The sequence below is a fragment of the Streptomyces sp. NPDC051907 genome, from assembly GCF_040681075.1.
GTDB lineage: Bacteria > Actinomycetota > Actinomycetes > Streptomycetales > Streptomycetaceae > Streptomyces.
Window position 1 is genome coordinate 42,003 of the sequence record NZ_JBFAYB010000010.1, and the last position, 13,461, is coordinate 55,463.

Sequence of the window (13,461 nt, forward strand, 5' to 3'; positions counted from 1 at the left end):
GGACAACGCTGTGGATAACCTCAGGGCAGGGCTTGACGGGCGGGCCGTCGAGCAGCTAGCTCTGCTACTTCCACTGGGTGGAGACGCCGAAGCCGGCGGCGATGAAACCGAAGCCGGCGACGATGTTCCAGTTGCCGAAGCTCTCGATCGGCAGCTCGCCCTCGGTGACGTAGAAAAGGACGATCCAGGCAAGGCCGATCAGGAAGAGCGCGAGCATCACCGGAGCGACCCAGCTGCGACTGGTCAGCTTGATGTTGGTCGCCTGCTTCGAGGACGGCGGCGGCGTGAAGTCGGCCTTCTTGCGGATACGTGACTTCGGCACGAGGGACTCTCCTGTCGATGCGCTGCGTTACCGCGCAGGGAAACTGGGCTGGCGCCGGGGCTGGAGCAAAGGGGGACCACTGCCTCCCCCGGGCGTCCGTTAGCGTAGTGCTTCCGCGGCGCCGAAGGAGATAAGGGTACGTTGAGCAATTCTGCCGACTCTCCCCAAGGGCCGCTTCGCCGCTCCGGCGCGCGTCCGGTCCGACTGCTCACCGCTGCCGTGTTCGCCCTTGCGGGCCTGATCTTCGTGACCAGCTTCAACACCGCCAAGGGCACCAATCTACGCACTGACGCCTCATTGCTGAAGCTCTCCGACCTGATCAAGCAGCGCAGCGCCAAGAACGGCGACCTCGAGGAGTCCACCGGCGCCGTGCGCGACGACGTCGACGCCCTCGCCCGGCGCGACGCCGGCTCCACCAAGGCCGAGGACGCGAAGCTGGGCGCCCTGGAGAAGGCCGCCGGCACCCGCAAGCTCAGCGGCCCGGCCCTGACGGTCACCCTGAACGACGCCCCGCCCGACGCCCAGGCCGCCCCCGGCTACCCCGAGCCGCAGGCCAACGACCTGGTCATCCACCAGCAGGACCTGCAAGCCGTCGTGAACGCCCTGTGGCAGGGCGGCGCCGAGGGCATCCAGGTCATGGACCAGCGGCTGATCTCCACCAGCGCCGTACGCTGCGTGGGCAACACGCTGATCCTCCAGGGCCGCGTCTACTCCCCGCCGTACAAGATCACCGCTGTCGGCGACCAGAGCGCGCTGAAGAAGGCGCTCGCCGAGTCCCCGGCGATCCAGAACTACCAGCTGTATGTGAAGGCGTACGGCCTCGGCTGGAAAGTGGACGAGCGCGATGCGGTGACTCTCCCCGGCTACTCGGGCACAGTGGATCTCCACTACGCGAAGCCCGTGAAGTAGCCCCCGGGAGGCGCCTCCCGGGAGCGGACGTCGGGGAGGGGCGGCCCGTGCCGGTGCGACTGATCGTCAGGACCTTCAGCGAGCTCTGCATCACCGTCGGCGCTGTGATCATGCTCTTCGTGGTCTACCTGCTCTTGTGGACCGGAGTGAAGGCGCAGACCGCTATGGACGGCGAGATCGACCGGCTGCTGGAGCAGTGGGGCCAGGGCTCGATCACGGTCCCCGAGCCGCCGGCGCCCGGTCCGGGGCGCGCCACGAGCCCCATACCGACGCCCACGGCGTACAAGAGCGGCGAGCCGTTCGCCGTCATGTACATCCCCCGCTTCGGCAAGGGCTGGGACTGGCCCGTCCTGGAGGGCACTGGGGTCGGCACCCTCAAGAAGGGCCTCGGGCACTACGCGGCCACCGCCGCGCTCGGGCAGCGGGGGAACTTCGCGGTCGCCGGCCACCGGCGCACCTATGGCGACCCGTTCAAGGACTTCCCCAAGCTGCGGCCCGGGGACGCGGTCCTGCTGACGGACGGGACGACGTGGTTCACGTACCGCATCGACGCCAAGCCCTACCGGACCGTTCCGGGCGACGTGGGCGTCGTCGACCCCGTGCCGCGCAAGTCCGGGTACGACGGTCCGGGGCGCTATCTGACGCTGACCACCTGCGACCCTGAGTGGGGCAGCAGCCACCGGCTGGTCGCCTGGGCGCATCTGGACGCCGCCCAGCCTGTGACCGACGGCAAGCCCGCAGCTTTCCACAGCTGACCCATGTGCCCCTGCGGCCCTTTAGTCTGGTGCGGTACCGAACGGAAAGGGACAGCATGTACGGCTGGATCTGGCGGCATCTGCCGGGCAACGCATGGGTGCGGGCGCTCATCTCGCTCGTGCTCGCCCTCGCGGTCGTCTACGTGCTGTTCCAGTACGTCTTCCCCTGGGCGGAGCCACTGCTTCCGTTCAATGACGTGACGGTCGACGGAGCGGGGGCCGCCCAGTGAGCGCGCGCATTCTGGTGGTCGACAACTACGACAGCTTTGTGTTCAACCTCGTTCAGTACCTGTACCAACTGGGCGCGGAGTGCGAGGTCGTGCGCAATGACGAGGTAGCCCTCTCCCATGCGCAGGACGGCTTCGACGGGGTCCTGCTCTCCCCCGGACCCGGTGCGCCCGAGCAGGCCGGCGTCTGCATCGACATGGTGCGCCACTGCGCCGACACGGGCGTCCCCGTCTTCGGCGTCTGCCTGGGGATGCAGTCGATGGCGGTGGCGTACGGCGGCGTGGTGGACCGCGCGCCCGAGCTGCTGCACGGCAAGACCTCCCTGGTCGAGCACGAGGGCAAGGGCGTCTTCGCCGGGCTGCCCTCGCCCTTCACCGCGACCCGCTACCACTCGCTGGCCGCCGAGCCGGCCGACCTGCCGGACGAGTTGGAGGTCACGGCGCGCACGGCCGACGGGATCATCATGGGCCTGCGCCACCGTGAACTGGCAGTCGAAGGAGTGCAGTTCCACCCCGAGTCGGTTCTGACCGAGCACGGCCACCTGATGCTCGCCAACTGGCTGGAGCAGTGCGGCGACATCGGGGCGGTCGGTCGTTCGGCGGGGCTCGCACCGGTGGTGGGCAAGGCTGTGGCGTGAGTGCCGTGCGCCCTGAGCACGAGCACGAATACGACCCGCTGACCGACCCGCTCCCGCCGGGGGAGCCTGGCTCGCCGTGGTACCGCGCGGCGGACGGACCGGAGGCCGAGGAGGCCCGCCGCCAGCCGCAGCCGCAGCCCGAGGAGTGGTACGACCCGCAGGGGTACCAGCAGGACTGGTACGCCCAGTCGGCGTCGGATCCGATAGCGCAGCCGGCGGACGACTACGCCGCCGCGTCCCGGCGGACGGCCGAGCCCTTCCCCGAGCAGCGAGCGACGGATCCCTATGCCGAGCAGCGGACTGAGTCCTTCCCCGGGCAGCGGACGGCCGAGCCCTTCCCCGGGCAGCGGGCCGCCGAGTCCTTCTCCGGCCCTTTCGCCGACCAGCGGACGGCCGACCCGTACGCCGACCAGCAGGCGGCCAAGTCGTACGCCGACCCTTTCGGGCCCATACCGGGGCCCGGGGGGACGCCCGTGCCGGACGACGAGACCGTCGCCCTGCGCACGTCAGACACGCGCCGTGCCACGGAGGTCCCCGGCCGGCTTGCGGCGGAGGTTCCGGCTGGGCCGGGGAGGGCCGAGCGGCGCAGGGCGGCGGCCAAGAGCCAGAGCCGGGGCCGACGACGCCCTGAGCCCGCCACCGGGGCCCAGACGGCCTCGGCGACGGCCTCCGACGCCCCCTCCCGGCCTCTCACCCGCATGGAGGCCCGGCGCGCCGCGCGGGCGCTGAAGGACAGCCCCGCCGTCGTCGCCAGCCGTGTCATCGGTGAGCTCTTCATCACCTTCGGCGTGCTGATGCTGCTCTTCGTCAGCTACCAGCTGTGGTGGACGAACATCCTGGCCGGGCAGCAGGCCAGCCGCGAGACGAACAAGATCCAGGACGAGTGGGCGAAGGGCCGCAAGCCCGGCGCGTTCGAGCCCGGTCAGGGCTTCGCCATCATGTACATCCCCAAGCTGGACGTCGTCGTCCCGATCGCGGAGGGCATCAACAAGCCCAAGGTCCTCGACCGCGGCATGGTCGGCCACTACGGCGAGGGGAAGCTCAAGACCGCGATGCCCGCCGACAAGCAGGGCAACTTCGCGGTCGCGGGCCACCGCAACACCCATGGAGAACCGTTCCGTTACATCAACCGGCTCGAGCCCGGCGATCCGATCGTCGTTGAGACGCAGGACGCGTACTACACGTACACGATGGCGAGCATCCTTCCCCAGACCTCGCCGAAGAACGTCGGCGTGATCGCCCCGGTTCCGGCGGGATCGACCTTCACCGGGCCCGGCAGGTACATCACGCTGACGACGTGCACGCCTGAATTCACGAGTACGTATCGAATGATCGTGTGGGGCAAGATGGTCGAGGAACGGCCGCGCAGCAAGGGCAGACCGGACGCGCTCGTCGGCTGAGGCGCAGCGCCGCCGAACGCCGGACCGCGGGGCCGACGAGGGACTTTCACGCTTCAAGACGGGAACAGGTGCAGTGGCACGTGCACGAGGCCGGATCGCCGGCGCCATCAGCGTCTTCGGCGAACTGCTGATCACCGCCGGCGTGGTGCTGGGACTCTTCGTCGTCTACTCCCTGTGGTGGACGAACGTCCTCGCCGACCGCGAAGCCGCCAAGCAGGGCGACAGGATGCGCAACGAGTGGGCGAGCAGGGGCCCCGGCGAGCTCGACACCAAGGACGGCATCGGCTTCCTGCACGTACCCGCCATGGGCAACGGCGAGGTGCTCGTGAAGAGGGGCACAGACCCCAAGCGCCTCAACGACGGCATCGCCGGCTACTACACCGACCCGATCAAGTCGGCGCTCCCCTGGGACGCCAAGGGCAACTTCACGCTGGCCGCGCACCGGGACGGGCACGGGGCGAAGTTCCACAACATCCACAAGCTCCAGGACGGCGATCCGATCGTCTTCGAGACGCGGGACACCTGGTACGTCTACAAGGTCTTCGACAAGCTCCCGGAGACCTCGAAGTTCAATGTGGACGTGCTGCAGCCGGTCCCGAAGGAGTCGGGGAAGAACAAGCCCGGCCGGTACATCACGCTGACGACCTGCACGCCCGTGTACACCTCGAACTACCGGTACATCGTCTGGGGCGAGCTGGTGCGCACGGAGAAGGTCGACAAGGACCGTACGGAGCCGACGGAACTGCGCTAGCGCAGTCGGCAGGCCACGGAGGCCGCGCGGCGGGGCGCGGGGGCGGTACGGGGGCTGCTGAGCGGCGCCGACGGCTGTCGGACGGGGGGCGGGCGGCCGCGGAGCTCGGGAGGGTGCCCCAGGGGCCCCCAGCGCCCCTCCCGGCCCACGAGCATCAGCCGCGGGGCTTCGGGCAGCCCCCCCCCACACACGCCCCTCGGCCACGAAGAAGCCCCGGCGCCCTTCAAGGGCGCCGGGGCTCTCCGCTGGTGCGGGCGTGTCGGGCTAGCCGCCGAGTCCGCCGTTGACGAGTCCGCCGTTGTTGCCGCCGTTCTGACCGCCGCCGTTCTGACCGCCGTTCTGGCCGCCGCCCCCGATGGTCGTCAGGGTGATCGTCGTCGTCTTCGGGTCGACCTGCGTGCCGGGCTGCGGGTCGAGGCCGGTGACGAACGCGGCGTCGTCCGGGGAGCTGCCGGGCTGGAACGTGATGTTCGTGAACCCGCTCTGGGCCAGGATCTGCTTGGCCTCGGCGACCGTCTTCGTCCTCACCTCGGGGACCGGGACCTGGACCTGCTGCGGGCCCTTGGAGACCTGCAGGGTCACCTGGCTGCCCTTCGCCGCGTTGGAGTTGCCCGGCGGGGACTGGTCGACGACCTCGCCCAGGGGCTTCTCCGAGTCGACGTCGACCCGCGCGACGGTGAAGCCGAGGGTCTCCAGCTGGCTCTTGGCCTGGTCGAACTGCTGACCGATCACCGGGGGCACCTCGCGGGTGGCCTTCTTGGCCACGGTGAGGGTGATCTCGGTGCGCTCCTCGGCCTGGGAGCCGCCCTTCGGGTCCTGCTTGAGGACCTCGCCGGGCTCTCCGTCGTTCTCGACCTCGATGATCTTGACCCGGAACTTCTTGTCCTCGAGACGCTCCGTCGCCCGCTCGACCTGCTGGTCGACGACGTCGGGAACCTCGATGGTGGGCGCGCCCTCGGAGACGACGACCTGGATGGTCTCGCCCTCCTTCATCTTGCCCTTGGACGGCGTCTGGTTGCAGATGCTGCCCTTGGGCTGGTCGCAGCGCTCCGTGCCCGACTGCGCGACCTTGACGCCCGCGTTCTCCGACAGCTTCTGGGCCTGCTTGTAGGTCTTGCCCACCAGCTGCGGCACGGGGAGGTCGCCCTTGCCGCCGGTCTCGCCGAAGACGGCCTTGCCGATCAGCACCGCGCCGACCAGGACGAGGACGCCCGCGAGCACCAGCAGGATCGTCGAGGTGCTGGACCTCTTCCCCCGTCGGCGGTCCGGACGGTCGTCGTAACCGCTATAGCCGCCGTCGTCGGGGTTGACCGGCGGCATCATCGACGTCTGGCCGCCCGGGTCGGCCTGGCGCAGGGCGGTGGTCGGCTGATCGTCGGGGGCGTAGCCGCCGCCATAGCCGACGGCGCCCATGGCCGCCGTCGCCGCGACGGGCTGGCCGTCGAGGCAGGCCTCGATGTCGGCGCGCATCTCGTCGGCCGACTGGTAGCGGTAGTCGGGGTCCTTGACCAGGGCCTTGAGGACGATGGCGTCCATCTCGGGCGTGATCTCGGCGTCGAAGTTGCTGGGCGGCTGCGGCTCCTCGCGCACATGCTGGTACGCCACCGCGACCGGGGAGTCGCCCACGAAGGGCGGCCGGACGGTGAGGAGCTCGTAGAGCAGACAGCCGGTGGAGTACAGGTCGGAGCGCGCGTCGACCTGCTCGCCCTTGGCCTGCTCGGGGGAGAGGTACTGCGCGGTGCCGATCACGGCCGCCGTCTGCGTCATCGTCATGCCGGAGTCGCCCATGGCGCGGGCGATGCCGAAGTCCATGACCTTGACCTGGCCGGTGCGCGTCAGCATGACGTTCGCCGGCTTGATGTCGCGGTGGACGATGCCGTTGCGGTGCGAGTACTCGAGCGCCTGGAGGATGCCGATGGTCATCTCCAGCGTGCGCTCGGGGAGCAGCTTCCGGCCGGAGTGCAGCAGCTCACGCAGCGTGGAGCCGTCGACGTACTCCATCACGATGTACGGGATGGAGATGTTGTCGACATAGTCCTCGCCCGTGTCGTAGACCGCGACGATCGCCGGGTGGTTCAGCGAGGCGGCCGACTGGGCCTCACGGCGGAACCGGGCCTGGAAGGACGGGTCACGGGCGAGATCGGCCCGCAGCGTCTTCACGGCGACGGTGCGGCCGAGCCGGGTGTCGTGGGCCAGGTAGACCTCGGCCATGCCACCACGGCCGAGCACCGAGCCCAGTTCGTACCGGCCGCCGAGGCGACGCGGCTCTTCCATAACTGTTCCAGCCCTCTCCGTCAGTCCCGACCGCACCCGTGTGTGGTCCGGCGGTGCGCTGTTCGCGCATACGCTACCCGGCACGTCCGACGCGATCCGCTCGCGACCGTCGTCTGATACCTGACCGGTATAGCAATGTGCAGGTATGGACGCCGTGCGTGAGGTGCGTCACTTCTTGCTGTCGAGCACCGCTTTCATCACAGCCTTGGCGATCGGGGCGGCCAGACCGCCGCCGGAGATGTCGTCCCGCTTCGCCTCGCTGTCCTCGACGACGACGGCCACCGCGACGGGCGATCCGTCGCCGACCTTCGCGTACGAGATGAACCAGGCGTAGGGGTTCTTGCTGTTGTTCTCGCCGTGCTGGGCCGTGCCGGTCTTGCCGCCGACCTTGACGTCCCCGCCGATCTTGGCGTTGGAGCCGGTGCCCTCCTCGACGACGGTCTCCATCATCTGCTGGAGGAGCTGCGCGTTCTTCGGGGAGAGCGGGCGGCTCATCTCCTCCGCCTCGGTGCGCTTGACGACGTCAAGGTTCGGGGCTTCCAGCTTGTCGATCATGTACGGCTTCATCAGCTTGCCGTCGTTGGCGATGGCCGCGGTGACCATGGCCATCTGCAGCGGGGTGGCAGCCGTGTTGAACTGGCCGATCGAGGAGAGCGCGTTGCCGGGGCGGTCCATGTTCTTGTCGTAGACGGACGCCGAGGTGCGCACCGGAGTGAACTGCTCGGCGTTGAAGCCGAACTTCTCCGCCGTCTCCAGCATGTCGTCCCGGCCCACCTTGTCGCCGAGCTTGGCGAAGACGGAGTTGCAGGACACCTTCATCGCCTGGTTCAGAGAGGCGTTCTCGCAGCCCGTGGCGTGGTTGACCATCTTCGTGCGGGTGTTGGGCAGGATGTACGGCTCTTCGGTGTCCGTGGCAGCTTCGATGTCCTCGACCTGGCCGTGCTCCAGGGCGGCGGCCGCGGTGACGACCTTGAAGGTGGAGCCGGGAGGGTAGACCTCGCGCAGCGCGCGGTTCAGCTTCGGCTTGTCCTTGTCCTTCTCCAGCGCGATCCAGGCCTTCTCGTCCTCGCGCGCGTAGCCCGCGAACGACGCGGGGTCGTACGAGGGCGTGGAGGCCAGCGCGAGGATCTTGCCGCTCTGCGGGTCGATCGCCGCGACGGCGCCCTTCTTGTCGCCGAGGCCCTTGAAGGCGGCCTTCTGGGCGGCGCCGTTGAGGGTGGTGACGACGTTGCCGCCCTTCTTCTTGTCGCCGGTGAACATCGCCATCGTGCGGTCGAAGAAGAGCTGGTCGCTGTTGCCCGTGAGGATGCCGTCCTCGATCTTCTCGATCTGGTTGGCGTCGTAGGCCTGCGAGGCGTACCCGGTCACCGGCGCCCACATGGGGCCGTCGACGTAGGTGCGCTTGAACTGGAAGTCGGTGTCGTTCGTCTCGACGGAGCCGGTGATCGGCTTGCCGTCGACGATGATGTTGCCGCGCTCGTTGGCGTACCGCTCGATCTGGACCCGACGGTTCTTGTCGTTGGCGTTGAGCTCGTCGGCCTCGAGGTACTGGAGCCAGTTGGTGCGCACCAGCAGGGCGAGGACGAGCAGGCCGCAGAAGATCGCGATCCGGCGCAGGGGCTTGTTCACGGTCGGACCACCTGGGTCATCTCGGCGTCGGGGGACGGAGCGGGCGCGGGCGCGGGCCGGCGGGCGGTGTCGCTGATCCGGATCAGGATGGCGATGAGCGCCCAGTTCGCGAGCACGGACGAGCCGCCGTAGGCGACGAACGGCATCGTCATACCGGTCAGCGGGATGAGACCCATGACACCGCCGGCGACGACGAAGACCTGGATGGCGAAGGCGCCCGAGAGCCCGATGGCGAGCAGCTTGCCGAACGGGTCGCGGGCGGCGAGGGCGGTGCGCACGCCGCGCTCCACGATCAGTCCGTAGATCAGCAGGAACGCCATCATCCCGGCGAGCCCGAACTCCTCGCCGAAGGTGGAGAGGATGAAGTCGGAGTTGGCGGCGAAGCCGATGAGGTCGGAGTCGCCCTGGCCCAGACCCGTGCCGAGCGTTCCGCCGGCGCCGAAGGACATCAGCGCCTGGCCGATCTGGTCGCTCTGCTCCCAGGTGCTCTGGGCGAAGGGGTTGAGCCAGAACTCGACGCGCTGCTGGACGTGCGGCTCGAAGGAGGCGACGCCGACCGCGCCGACCGCGGACATCACCAGGCCGAAGACGATCCAGCTGGTGCGCTCGGTGGCCACGTAGAGCATGATCACGAAGAGGCCGAAGAACAGCAGCGAGGTGCCGAGGTCGGTCTCGAAGACGAGGATCAGGATGGACATCGCCCAGACCACGAGGATGGGACCGAGGTCACGTCCGCGCGGCAGGTACAGGCCCATGAAGCGCCGGCTGGCCAGGGCCAGGGCGTCTCTCTTCACCATGAGATAGCCGGAGAAGAAGATCGCGATGATGATCTTGGCGAACTCTCCCGGCTGGATGGTGAACGGGCCGAGGCTGATCCAGATCTTGGCGCCGTTCACCGCCGGGAAGAACACCGGCAGGATCAGCAGGACCAGGGCCGCGGCCATCGAGATGTAGGTGTAGCGCTGCAGGATGCGGTGGTCCTTCAGCAGCATCAGCACCGCCACGAACAGCGCGATGCCGATGGCGGAGTACAGCAGCTGCTTGGGCGCGTCCGGGCTGAAGGCCCCGAACTGCGCTTTGGCGCGCTGGATCAGCCGCGGCGACTGGTCGAGGCGCCAGATCATCACCAGCCCGAGCCCGTTGAGCAGCGCCGCCAGCGGCAGCAGCAGCGGGTCGGCGTACTTGGCGAACTTGCGCACCACGAGGTGGGCCACCCCGGCGAGCAGGCCGATGCCCAGCCCGTAGCCGAGCACTCCCGTGGGCAGCTCGCCGTCGAGGGCGAGGCCCACGTTGATGTACGCGAACACCGGGATGACGACGGCGAAACCGAGCAGCATCAGCTCGGTGTTCCGTCGACTCGGTGCGTCGATCGCGCCGATCGTGGTCGTGTTGGTGACAACGCTCATGGTGGAGAAGGCCCCCTACGGCCGTTTACTGCTTACTGCAGTTCGAGGCCAGCTTCTGTTCGTCCTCCGAGAGGGTGGGACCCGGAGTGGGAGTGGCTGCGGTCGGCTTGGTCTTGGCGTTCTGGGACAGAGGCGTGCCGGCTGAGCCGCCCGCCTCGCCCTCGCCGGGCGGCGGAGTGCTCGCGCGGTCGGCCGCCTCGCGGCGCTGCTCTTCCTTCTTGCAGGCGTCCGCCTGGCTGGCGAGCTCGGTGATCTTCGCGCGGGCCTTGTCGAGGCTGTCCTCGGTGATCGTCGCCTCGACCTGCTTGCGCTGGTAGGGCGGGAGGTACTTGAGTTCGATCTCGGGGTGATCCTTCTCCACCTCCGAGAGCGAGACCCAGGCGAGGTCCTGGCTGATGCCCCGGTAGAGCGCGACGTGCTCGTTGTTGGAGCCGACGTAGTACTGGGTCTGGGTCCAGCGGTAGCCGCCGTACAGACCGCCGCCGACGACCGCCAGCGCGAGCCCGATGAAGAACGTTCTCTTCAGCCACTTGCGGCCGCCGCGCTCCTTGACGAAGTCCTCGTCGCTGTACGCGTCGAAGCTGCCCTCGGGCGGCATGCCGCTATAGCCGACGCCGTCGCCGCTGCCGGGCGGGCCGAAGCTGCCGGGCTGCGGGGGGACGGGGCGGCCGAGGCCGGCCGCGCGCCCCGCCGGGGTCTGCATGGCGCCGCCGTCGTTCAGCTGGAGCTGGTTCTCGGCGACCGCTCCGACGACCACCGGGGTGTCGCTCAGGCTCGCGGCCAGGGTGTCGTGGGAGTCGGCGTCGAGGACGTCGGCGACGATGCACGTGATGTTGTCGGGACCGCCGCCGCGCAGCGCCAGCTGGATCAGATCCTGGATCGTCTCCTGCGGGCCCTGGTAGCTGGCGAGGGTCTCCTCCATCGTCTGGTGGGAGACCACGCCCGACAGGCCGTCGGAGCAGATCAGATACCGGTCGCCGGCGCGGACCTCGCGGATGGAGAGGTCGGGCTCGACGTGGTCGCCGCTGCCCAGCGCGCGCATCAGCAGGGAGCGCTGCGGGTGGGTGGTGGCCTCTTCCTCGGTGATCCGGCCCTCGTCGACCAGACGCTGCACCCAGGTGTGGTCCTGGGTGATCTGCGTCAGCACGCCGTCGCGCAGCAGATAGGCGCGCGAGTCGCCGACGTGCACCAGGCCGAGCCGCTGGCCCGTCCAGAGCAGGGCGGTCAGCGTGGTCCCCATGCCCTCGAGCTGGGGATCCTCCTCGACCATCACGCGCAGCTGGTCGTTGGCCCGCTGCACGGCGGTGCCGAGCGAGGTGAGGATGTCCGAGCCCGGCACATCGTCGTCGAGCTGGACGAGAGTGGAGATGACCTCGGAGGAGGCCACCTCGCCGGCGGCCTGGCCGCCCATGCCGTCGGCGATGGCGAGAAGGCGTGGGCCGGCGTAGCCGGAGTCCTCGTTGCCTTCCCGGATCATGCCCTTGTGCGATCCGGCGGCGAAGCGCAGAGACAGACTCATGCGCACCTCGCCCGTCGGCTCGGGGTACAGCCGGTCTCGAGCCACACTGCCCACCCTCCGGTCGGGAGCCCGTCCCGGTCCGCTGTCGGGACCGCTGCGGCTCGCTCGCTCCGCTCGCTCATTGTCGTACTACTTCCGCAGCTCGATGACGGTCTTGCCGATGCGAATCGGCGCGCCCAGCGGAATCGGTGTCGGGGTGGTGAGTCGGGTCCGGTCCAGATACGTGCCGTTGGTGGACCCGAGATCCTCGACGATCCACTGGCCGTCACGGTCGGGGTAGATCCTGGCATGCCGGCTGGAGGCGTAGTCGTCGTCCAGCACGATCGTGGAGTCGTGTGCCCGGCCCAGCGTGATGGTCTGCCCCTGCAACGCCACCGTGGTACCCGTGAGGGTGCCCTCGGAGACGACGAGCTTGGTAGGCGCCCCGCGGCGCTGGCGGCCGGCGGGCTGCTGGCGCTGCTGAGGCGGCGCCGCCGCCTGGTTCTGGCGCGGCTGCTGGGTACGCGTGTCGGCATTGCGGCGTGAGCCGCGCTGCGTGACGCGCGTACCGAACAGGTCGCTGCGGATGACCTGAACGGCCACGATCACGAACAGCCACAGAACAGCCAGGAATCCTAGCCGCATGACCGTCAGGGTCAGCTCTGACATTGCCCCCGCTTCACCCTTCGGCTTGCCGGTAAACGATGGTGGTGCTGCCCACGACGATCCGCGAGCCGTCGCGGAGCGTAGCGCGGGTGGTGTGCTGCCCGTCTACCACGATGCCGTTGGTAGACCCGAGATCCTGGATCGTCGAGGGCGTTCCGGTCCGGATCTCACAGTGCCGGCGCGATACGCCGGGGTCGTCGATCCGCACATCGGCGTCGGTGCTGCGACCCAGCACCAGCGTCGGGCGGGAGATCTGATGGCGGGTGCCGTTGATCTCGATCCAACGTCGTACTTGAGCGCCCGCCATCGGGCCGGGGCCCGGTGTCGGGCGGCGGTCCGCGACGGGCGCGGGACCGGGCCGTCCGCCGCCCGGAGGCGGCGCGGCGGGCATGGGAGGCGCGGCGGTGGGCGGGTAGCCATAGCCGCCGCGGGCGCCGCCCTGAGGGGCGGCGGGGCCGGCCGGGGCGCGCTCGGGGGACTGTGACGTACTCGACGCGAGAGTGCGGCTGCGCACTCGGTACAGACCGGTGTCGAGGTCGTCGGCCTTCTCCAGGTGGACCTTGATCGGTCCCATGAAGCTATAGCGCTGCTGCTTGGCGTAGTCGCGCACCAGCCCGGAGAGCTCGTCGCCGAGCTGGCCGGAGTACGGGCTCAGGCGCTCGTAGTCCGGCGCGCTCAGCTCGACGATGAAGTCGTTGGGGACGACCGTCCGCTCGCGGTTCCAGATCGTCGCGTTGTTGTCGCACTCCCGCTGGAGGGCGCCCGCGATCTCGACAGGCTGGACCTCGGACTTGAACACCTTGGCGAAGGTGCCGTTGACCAGACCTTCGAGACGCTGCTCGAAACGCTTCATGACTCCCATGGGGCACCTCCTCCGTCGTTGCCGTCCTGGTACTGCTTACTGATCGTATCCACGCGTCGGGAAATCGGCTGGTTCCCCTTGTCTGCCCCGTCGATGAGTGTCACCTCTCACACGGATCGTAGAG

Annotated in this window: 13 protein-coding genes; 6 read left to right on the plus strand and 7 right to left on the minus strand. The window is 69.2% G+C overall.

Annotated features, from left to right (window positions below; translation table 11 throughout):
- Nucleotides 1-64: 64 nt before the first annotated feature.
- Nucleotides 65-322 (minus strand): cell division protein CrgA, encoded by a 258-nt coding sequence (gene crgA, locus AB0M39_RS09305; RefSeq protein ID WP_365361884.1) that lies wholly within the window; start codon nt 320-322, stop codon nt 65-67.
- 141 nt (nt 323-463) lie between these two features.
- Between crgA and AB0M39_RS09310 the strand changes: the two genes are divergently transcribed.
- The 6 genes from AB0M39_RS09310 to AB0M39_RS09335 all read left to right on the plus strand — a co-directional run bounded on the left by AB0M39_RS09310 (nt 464) and on the right by AB0M39_RS09335 (nt 5,002).
- Nucleotides 464-1,231 (plus strand): DUF881 domain-containing protein, encoded by a 768-nt coding sequence (locus AB0M39_RS09310; RefSeq protein WP_365361886.1) that lies wholly within the window; start codon nt 464-466, stop codon nt 1,229-1,231.
- A 47-nt stretch (nt 1,232-1,278) separates the two neighbouring features.
- Nucleotides 1,279-1,986 (plus strand): class E sortase, encoded by a 708-nt coding sequence (locus AB0M39_RS09315; RefSeq protein WP_365361888.1) that lies wholly within the window; start codon nt 1,279-1,281, stop codon nt 1,984-1,986.
- A gap of 56 nt (nt 1,987-2,042) precedes the next feature.
- On the plus strand, nt 2,043-2,216 hold the full coding sequence (locus AB0M39_RS09320) for a hypothetical protein (RefSeq protein WP_365361890.1): 174 nt from the start codon (nt 2,043-2,045) through the stop codon (nt 2,214-2,216).
- Complete coding sequence (locus AB0M39_RS09325; RefSeq protein WP_365361892.1) at nt 2,213-2,851, plus strand: aminodeoxychorismate/anthranilate synthase component II; 639 nt, start codon at nt 2,213-2,215, stop codon at nt 2,849-2,851. Before AB0M39_RS09320 ends, AB0M39_RS09325 begins: the two co-directional genes overlap by 4 nt.
- On the plus strand, nt 2,848-4,251 hold the full coding sequence (locus AB0M39_RS09330; RefSeq protein WP_365361894.1) for a class E sortase: 1,404 nt from the start codon (nt 2,848-2,850) through the stop codon (nt 4,249-4,251). The genes AB0M39_RS09325 and AB0M39_RS09330 overlap by 4 nt, the downstream gene beginning before the upstream one ends.
- A gap of 73 nt (nt 4,252-4,324) precedes the next feature.
- A complete protein-coding gene (locus AB0M39_RS09335; RefSeq protein ID WP_365361896.1) occupies nt 4,325-5,002 on the plus strand; it encodes a class E sortase in 678 nt (225 codons plus the stop codon).
- A 264-nt stretch (nt 5,003-5,266) separates the two neighbouring features.
- Here AB0M39_RS09335 and pknB read toward each other — a convergent pair whose 3' ends face one another.
- The 6 genes from pknB to AB0M39_RS09365 all read right to left on the minus strand — a co-directional run bounded on the left by pknB (nt 5,267) and on the right by AB0M39_RS09365 (nt 13,337).
- Complete coding sequence (gene pknB / locus AB0M39_RS09340; protein WP_365361898.1) at nt 5,267-7,276, minus strand: Stk1 family PASTA domain-containing Ser/Thr kinase; 2,010 nt, start codon at nt 7,274-7,276, stop codon at nt 5,267-5,269.
- Nucleotides 7,277-7,444: 168 nt separating this feature from the next.
- On the minus strand, nt 7,445-8,905 hold the full coding sequence (locus AB0M39_RS09345) for a penicillin-binding transpeptidase domain-containing protein (RefSeq protein WP_365361900.1): 1,461 nt from the start codon (nt 8,903-8,905) through the stop codon (nt 7,445-7,447).
- Complete coding sequence (locus tag AB0M39_RS09350; RefSeq protein WP_365361902.1) at nt 8,902-10,311, minus strand: FtsW/RodA/SpoVE family cell cycle protein; 1,410 nt, start codon at nt 10,309-10,311, stop codon at nt 8,902-8,904. Before AB0M39_RS09350 ends, AB0M39_RS09345 begins: the two co-directional genes overlap by 4 nt.
- 25 nt (nt 10,312-10,336) lie before the next feature.
- On the minus strand, nt 10,337-11,830 hold the full coding sequence (locus AB0M39_RS09355) for a Stp1/IreP family PP2C-type Ser/Thr phosphatase (RefSeq protein ID WP_365361904.1): 1,494 nt from the start codon (nt 11,828-11,830) through the stop codon (nt 10,337-10,339).
- Nucleotides 11,831-11,959: 129 nt separating this feature from the next.
- Nucleotides 11,960-12,478, minus strand: a complete 519-nt coding sequence (locus AB0M39_RS09360; protein ID WP_365361906.1) for an FHA domain-containing protein — start codon at nt 12,476-12,478, stop codon at nt 11,960-11,962.
- Nucleotides 12,479-12,488: 10 nt separating this feature from the next.
- A complete protein-coding gene (locus tag AB0M39_RS09365) occupies nt 12,489-13,337 on the minus strand; it encodes a DUF3662 and FHA domain-containing protein (RefSeq protein WP_365361908.1) in 849 nt (282 codons plus the stop codon).
- Between the last annotated feature and the right edge of the window lie 124 nt (nt 13,338-13,461).

Excerpts from the sequence above, each read along its gene's own strand:
- AB0M39_RS09320 (WP_365361890.1), top strand. The coding sequence starts at position 2,043 with ATGTACGGCTGGATCTGGCGGCATCTGCCGGGCAACGCATGGGTGCGG.
- pknB (WP_365361898.1), bottom strand. The coding sequence starts at position 7,276 with ATGGAAGAGCCGCGTCGCCTCGGCGGCCGGTACGAACTGGGCTCGGTG.
- AB0M39_RS09350 (WP_365361902.1), bottom strand. The coding sequence starts at position 10,311 with ATGAGCGTTGTCACCAACACGACCACGATCGGCGCGATCGACGCACCG.
- AB0M39_RS09355 (WP_365361904.1), bottom strand. The coding sequence starts at position 11,830 with ATGAGTCTGTCTCTGCGCTTCGCCGCCGGATCGCACAAGGGCATGATC.
- AB0M39_RS09360 (WP_365361906.1), bottom strand. The coding sequence starts at position 12,478 with ATGTCAGAGCTGACCCTGACGGTCATGCGGCTAGGATTCCTGGCTGTT.
- AB0M39_RS09365 (WP_365361908.1), bottom strand. The coding sequence starts at position 13,337 with ATGGGAGTCATGAAGCGTTTCGAGCAGCGTCTCGAAGGTCTGGTCAAC.